Below are 598 nucleotides of genomic sequence, written 5' to 3'. Positions count from 1 at the left end.
CCCGCGGCCGGGCCGCGGTCCGGGCTGCGGCGAAACTAATGCGAGTGGGTTGAGAGGCACTCGAAACGGCCGCCCGGCGGCCCATCCGGTGCTCCACGACGGCTCGACCGCGTTTCGAGAGGGCTGCCGCAATGTCGGGGTCGGCCGACCATGGCGGAGTCATCGGAGGAAACATGAGCCAGCAGAGCCAGCCGGTGGCATTGGTCACCGGTGCCACCAGCGGTATCGGACTGGAGATTGCCACCCGGCTCGCGCGTCGCGGCGCCCGGGTGTACCTCTGCGCGCGATCGGCTGACAATGTGGCCGCGACGGTGAAGTCACTACAGGAACAGAACCTCGCCGTGGACGGCCGGGCCTGCGACGTCACGGACGGGACGCAGGTCACCGATCTGATCTGCGCGGTCGTCGACCGGTTCGGGCCGCTGGACATTCTGGTCAACAATGCCGGACGCAGCGGCGGCGGCGTCACCGCGGAGATCGCCGACGAGCTGTGGCTTGACGTCATCAACACCAACCTCAACAGCGTCTTCATCGTCACCCGGGAAGCGCTGCGCGCCGGTGGCCTGGCCGGCCGGGCGGGCCACCGGCGCGCAGCGCT

The 598-nt window shown here is 69.7% G+C and carries 1 protein-coding gene; it reads left to right on the top strand.

Annotation, left to right across the window (positions count from 1 at the left end):
* Positions 1-173 precede the first annotated feature (173 nt).
* Positions 174-598 (top strand): SDR family NAD(P)-dependent oxidoreductase (locus AC08OV_RS15965; protein ID WP_476619873.1); only part of this gene is annotated, 425 nt, incomplete at its 3' end.

Source organism: Frankia sp. CeTa3Moorea, assembly GCF_978021225.1.
Note: the sequence above shows the minus strand (reverse complement) of the source record. Positions and strands in the feature narration are given on the sequence as shown.